This is a genomic window from Planktothrix sp. FACHB-1355, from assembly GCF_014748295.1.
Classification (GTDB): Bacteria; Cyanobacteriota; Cyanobacteriia; order Cyanobacteriales; family Aerosakkonemataceae; genus Aerosakkonema; species Aerosakkonema funiforme_A.
Window position 1 is genome coordinate 1 of sequence record NZ_JACJUP010000385.1, and the last position, 5,357, is coordinate 5,357.

At 45.8% G+C, this 5,357-nt stretch carries 4 protein-coding genes and 1 tRNA gene; all 5 read left to right on the top strand.

Translation table 11 applies throughout. From position 1 onward, the window contains the following. Positions 1 to 119 precede the first annotated feature (119 nt). The 5 genes from arsS to gltX all read left to right on the top strand — a co-directional run bounded on the left by arsS (position 120) and on the right by gltX (position 5,356). Positions 120 to 1,121: an arsenosugar biosynthesis radical SAM (seleno)protein ArsS gene (gene arsS / locus H6S82_RS16445; protein WP_190466338.1), complete on the top strand. Its 1,002-nt coding sequence runs from the start codon at positions 120 to 122 to the stop codon at positions 1,119 to 1,121. Between the two features lie 24 nt (positions 1,122 to 1,145). Then, the gene (locus H6S82_RS16450; RefSeq protein ID WP_190466298.1) at positions 1,146 to 1,826 is read left to right on the top strand and encodes a TVP38/TMEM64 family protein; all 681 of its coding nucleotides are present in this window, start codon (positions 1,146 to 1,148) and stop codon (positions 1,824 to 1,826) included. A gap of 363 nt (positions 1,827 to 2,189) precedes the next feature. Beyond that, positions 2,190 to 3,509, top strand: coding sequence for a cellulase family glycosylhydrolase (locus H6S82_RS16455; RefSeq protein ID WP_190466295.1), 1,320 nt, complete (start codon positions 2,190 to 2,192; stop codon positions 3,507 to 3,509). Between the two features lie 165 nt (positions 3,510 to 3,674). Then, positions 3,675 to 3,748: transfer RNA gene (locus H6S82_RS16460), tRNA-Asp, on the top strand. Positions 3,749 to 3,853: 105 nt separating this feature from the next. Beyond that, the gene (gene gltX / locus H6S82_RS16465; protein WP_190466290.1) at positions 3,854 to 5,356 is read left to right on the top strand and encodes a glutamate--tRNA ligase; all 1,503 of its coding nucleotides are present in this window, start codon (positions 3,854 to 3,856) and stop codon (positions 5,354 to 5,356) included. The last annotated feature ends 1 nt before the right edge of the window (position 5,357 follow it).

Genomic DNA, 5,357 nt, shown 5'->3' on the forward strand with positions numbered 1-5,357 from the left:
GTCAACTAGCTTTAGTCAATACCATCTGAAACATTAGCAGTGTGGGTTAGGCCCACAATTTTATAATGTTAGGGGTGCGTTACACTATGGTTAACGCACCCTACTTATGCCAAAGCAAAATGGTTCAGGCACGATCGACTACCACACAAGTTACCCCATTTAGGAAAAAACTTGGCGAACCTTTAAGTAAAAAGAACATTACTGTTTTACAAATAAATCTCGGTAAACGCTGCAATCTTGCCTGCGCTCATTGCCATGTGGAAGCTGGGCCAAAACGCACTGAAGAACTTTCTCCAGAAGTTTGCGATCGACTAATTGAACTTATCTATAAATTCCCCCAAATTAAGATAGTTGACCTGACTGGCGGCGCACCCGAAATGCTTTACGGCTTTAAGCCACTGGCAGAAGCAGCGCGTCACGCAGGCAAACAAGTGATTGTGCGATCGAACCTGACGATTTATTTTGAAGAAGGTTTTCAAGATATTCCTGAATATTGTGCAAAACTGCAACTGAGAATAGTTGCTTCCTTACCGTGCTACCTGCAAGATAATGTCGATAAAATGCGGGGAAACGGTGTTTACGATGCCTCAATTCGCGCTCTCCAATTGCTTAACAAGCTAGGCTACGCTAAAAAAGATAATTTAATTCTTGACTTAGTATACAATCCTCAAGTACCCAGGACAGAAAATTTTTCTCTACCTCCAAATCAGATTAACCTTGAGCAAGATTATAAAAAGTTTTTGTTAGATAAATTTAAAATTAATTTTAACAACTTGTTCACTATTACTAACTTACCGATCGGACGGACAAAGCTGCATCTACAACGCCAAAAACTTTACGCTCCCTATCTGCAATTTTTGGAATCGAATTTTAATCCCAGCACGCTCGAAAATCTCATGTGCAGGGATGAGCTTTCTATCGATCATCTGGGAAATGTTTATGATTGCGACTTTAACCAGATGGAAAATATCCCAGCTAAAACACGGTATGGGGAACCTTTAACCGTTGCTAATTTACTAGCAGCGGGCAGTTTGGATTTGATTGACGAAGTGCAAACAGCCGCTTATTGTTATGGTTGTACGGCGGGGTGCGGTTCTAGTTGCGGTGGCGCTTTGGTTTAAAAATTTGAACTAATGAGATGACCGATGACAAATGAGCAAAAAAAGCACTCGTGGATAAAACTGGTTGTGGGGATAGTCGCGTTTATCGTGGCTGACTTTATCCTCCTCAAATATACACCAGTCGGTTCTTGGTTGATGCCAGAAAATCTACAAGCCCTCAAGCAGCAGGCAGGAGTTTTTGCACCGCTGGCATATATTGTTATTTATTTTTTGGCGACATTATTTGCTATACCGGGTACGATTTTAACGCTCTCAGCCGGGGCGCTGTTTGGGGCGATTTGGGGTGCTTTATGGACGGTGATTGGGGCGACTTTGGGGGCAACGGGTGCTTTTTTGGTGGCCCGGTTTATTGGGGGTGAGTGGGTAAAGCAGCAGTTTGAAAAGGGCGATCGCTTGCGCGAACTCAGTCAGGGTATTGAGGAAAATGAATTTTGGTTTGCCCTATCGATCCGTCTCGCCCCTATTTTTCCGTTCAATGCGGTTAATTATTTGTTAGGTTTGACGCCAATTTCCCTACCAGTCTACATCCTGGCCACAGCTATTGGAATTGTACCGGGAACCTTTGCTTATGCTTGGTTGGGCCAAGGTGGATTACAAGCGGCTACAGGTCGTCCGCCTTGGCAGCTTTTCGGTGCTTTGGCAATGTTAGCTGTGCTATCTGCTTTGCCGATCGTCCTCAAGCGTTGGAAGGCGAAGAAGAACTAAAAAAGTCAAACAAAAAGGGACTAAGTAAATATTACATAGAAAAAACACTGAAGCTTCACATAAAAATTACAGAATCTTTACATTAGATATGTAAATTTACTGTGAAGCAAGTATAAATTTTTAGTAAAGTACGTAAATTTACTAGCTTTTCGCTAATAATTATGCCATATTGCTTTGGAATTCCTGAAGAATACTTAGCAATGAATCTGTAATTTTACATAACCTTGGCGCGAGGAAAAACTGAGCTTTTTGTTTCGGTTCGCAGTTGATGGTTCATTACTACGAACCGCGAACTGCACATCATCGCAGGATTAACAAACTAAGTAGACTTCAGGAATCTTTGCATCTGCCTGGTACTAAAAAATGAAGATCTTCAAATTGTTTAGCATCACAATTATCTGTTGTATGATGCCAGGGCTCGCCTATGCCAATGAAGCTATTTCAGGCTCAGAAAGTTTGCAGGGCGACCAAAGCATTAGCAACATCGTCGATACGCGCTTTGATGAGTTAACGCGGGGGATTAATCTCACAGGTTGGTTTTCCCAAACCTCTAGCTTTAACTTCGATCGCATCACCGACAGCGATCTGGAAACCATTAAGAGTTTGGGGTTTGAACACGTTCGTGTGCCGATCGACTCCGCTTTTTTATTCGATGAAAACAACCCAGGAGTACTCAATACTAAGTATTTAAGTTATTTGGACAGCGCCCTAGATAAGATATTGGCAAAGGACTTGTCAGTAATAATAGACCTTAGTCCAGAAGATAAATTTAAGGAGCTTTTGGCTAACGATGATGCTTTTGTGAACTCTGTTAGTCAGTTCTGGAAAACTTTGGCAGGACATCTGAGTACTCGCAATCCAGAACAGGTTTTCCTAGAAACGCTCAATGAACCTGCCTTCAGTTACTTTCTCAGTAACAATCCCAATATTAATCCTGTAGAGCGTTGGAATGAAGTGCAGGGAAAGCTGCTAGCTGCGATGCGCGAAGGCGCACCGAATCATACTTTGATTGCGAAGGGATTCGATTGGGACAGTATAGACGGTCTCAAGGCGCTGACTCCTGTTGAAGATCCAAATGTAGTTTATAACTTTCACTTTTATGAGCCGATGGTTTTCACGCATCAGGGCGCAGATTGGATGGATGAAGCATTTTTATATCTCCACGATCTCCCTTATCCCTACAATCAAGAGGACTGCGCGGCGCTTATCCCCACAATAATTGACGAAACTGCTAGAGAATGGGCGCAATCTTATTGCGATCGAAAGTGGGATGCCGCCAAAATAGAAGCGCGGATTGGAGAAGCTGCTGCTTGGGCCCAAGAAAACAACGTGCGGATAACCGCGAATGAGTTTGGCGTTTACCGTTCTTCTGTGGCTGAGGACGATCGCGTTGCTTGGATTCACGACACCCGCGTTGCCCTGGAAAAGTACGATATTGGATGGGCTATGTGGGAGTACGCAGGGGGTTTCGGTTTGACGGAGAAGAATGAGGAAGGTGTACGTATTCCTAACGAGAATGTTGTGGCAGCTCTCGGTTTGTATGTTGAGGATGATGAGGATGACGATCCGCCTCGGAGAATTCCAGAACCAAGGGCGATCGCTGGTTTTGTCCTCCTAACGTTGCTCTTAACGCGAGTAAAGCGCGTTGCCATAGGGGCGTCGGGGCTAGGGGCTAGAGGCTAGGGGCTAGGGGAAGAGTGGGGAGTGGAAGAATTAATCTCTTCCCTATTCCCAATCCCAATCCCTCTCCCCTAGCCCCGACGCCCTCAAAGAAAGAATTGTAAAGTTTTGTAAACCAGGTTTGACAAAAAGGGGAAAGAACTGCACAATGGAAAACGTGCCCAAAAAGGGACTGTAGTTCAATCGGTTAGAGCACCGCCCTGTCACGGCGGAAGTTGCGGGTTCGAGCCCCGTCAGTCCCGTAGAAAGTGCTAAGTTGTGAATGCTGAATTCACCAGTGAAAAGACTAGAATTCTAGCATCGGCTTTAGCGATCGACAAGTAAAAAGTAACAAGTGACAAGTAACTGTGACAGTTAGAGTTCGGATAGCACCCAGTCCTACGGGAAATCTACATATCGGTACGGCCAGAACGGCTGTATTTAATTGGCTGTTTGCCCGTCATCAAGGCGGGCAGTTTATCTTGCGAATTGAAGACACGGATTTAGAACGCTCTCGTCCGGAGTACACCCAAAACATTCTTGACGGTCTGACTTGGCTGGGACTGAACTGGGATGAAGGGCCATTTTTCCAAACCCAGCGTTTCGACCTGTATAAGCAAGCGATTCAAACGCTACTGGATAAAGGTTTGGCCTATCGTTGCTACACCAGCGAAGCGGAACTGGAAGAAATGCGAGCAGCTCAGATAGCGAGAAAGGAGGCTCCCCGCTACGATAAACGACATCGCAATCTGACGCCAGAGCAGCAGGCAGCTTTTGAAGCCGAAGGGCGACGTCCGGTGATTCGCTTCAAAATCGATGACGATCGCGAGATTTCTTGGCACGATATGGTACGGGGTAAGATCGCCTGGAAAAGCAGCGATCTGGGTGGTGATATCGTAATTGCCCGTGCTTCGGAAACGGAACCCTTCGGTCAGCCACTGTACAATTTGGCAGTGGTGTTGGATGACATTGATATGAAAATTACTCATGTCATCCGGGGTGAAGACCATATCGCCAACACCGCCAAACAAATTCTGCTCTACGAAGCTTTTGGCGCAGCAGTGCCGCACTTTGCCCACACTCCTTTAATTTTGAACAAAAAGGGAGAAAAACTTTCTAAACGTAAGGGTGTGACTTCCATCTTCGACTTTAAGAAGTTGGGCTACACTCCGGAAGCGATGGTCAATTACATGACTTTGCTGGGTTGGTCGCCGCCAGACTCAACGAAGGAAATTTTTACTTTGGCTGAAGCCGCCGAGCTGTTCAGTTTCGATCGCGTTAATAAGGCGGGGGCAAAGTTTGACTGGGCGAAGCTGGATTGGATTAACACTCAGTACCTGCACGCGATACCAGTACCCCAGCTAACGGATGTGCTGATTCCTTACTGGCAAGCAGCTGGCTATCAATTCGATCCGGTGAGCGATCGCGCTTGGTTAGAGCAAATTACGGCTTTGATCGGCCCTAGCTTAGTGCGTTTGCCAGTGAGCGATCGCGCTTGGCTACAAGAAATTATGACTGCGATCGGCCCGGATTTGGCAGCTGCACCGGATGCGATCGAAATGACTCGATATTTCTTTACCGCCAATGTAGAATTTACGGAAGAAGGAAAAGCGCAGTTACAGCAGGAAGCCGCCAAAACCGCACTCAAAGCAATACTTGATGCGCTCGATCGCCATCAACCGCTAACAGAAGCAGGCACACAAGAAATTATCAAACAAGTCACCAAAGAACAAAATCTGAAAAAAGGATTAGTAATGCGAAGTCTCCGAGCTGCTCTCACCGGCGACGTGCATGGCCCCGATTTGATTCAATCTTGGCTGCTGCTGCATCAGCGGAGAGTCGATCGGATTCGCTTACAGTCAGCGGTGTAAA

Coding starts and splice junctions, on each gene's coding strand:
- arsS (WP_190466338.1), top strand. CDS start 120: ATGGTTCAGGCACGATCGACTACCACACAAGTTACCCCATTTAGGAAA.
- H6S82_RS16450 (WP_190466298.1), top strand. CDS start 1,146: ATGACAAATGAGCAAAAAAAGCACTCGTGGATAAAACTGGTTGTGGGG.
- H6S82_RS16455 (WP_190466295.1), top strand. CDS start 2,190: ATGAAGATCTTCAAATTGTTTAGCATCACAATTATCTGTTGTATGATG.